The 318-nt window shown below is 66.0% G+C and carries 1 protein-coding gene; it reads left to right on the top strand.

The window, feature by feature from the left end; translation table 11 throughout:
* On the top strand, positions 1-318 hold a 318-nt coding region (locus tag ACLHZ1_RS20725), incomplete at both ends, for a VCBS domain-containing protein (RefSeq protein WP_427263554.1).

Here is a 318-nt window from a genome sequence, read left to right as displayed (position 1 = left end):
ACGTGCAGGGGGCCGATGGTGCGGCGGTGACCGCGGCCAACCTGACCGGCACCTACGGCAGCCTGGTGCTCAATGCCAATGGCACCTACACCTACACCCTGGCACCGCTGGATCCGCAATTCGTGGCACTGCCGGGGGGCAGCACGGGCAGCGAAGTGTTCACCTACACCCTGACCGACGCGGATGGGGACGTGAGCACGGCGACCCTGACCCTGGCCATCAAGAACGACGATGACGAGGTGACCATCACCAACCTGATCCCGCAAGGGGCGGGGGGCGATGCCATCGTCTACGAAGATGACCTGCTGGCAGACCGGG

The organism is Aeromonas sobria, from assembly GCF_050266975.1.
Taxonomy (GTDB): Bacteria; Pseudomonadota; Gammaproteobacteria; order Enterobacterales; family Aeromonadaceae; genus Aeromonas; species Aeromonas sobria_B.
Note: the sequence above shows the minus strand (reverse complement) of the source record. Positions and strands in the feature narration are given on the sequence as shown.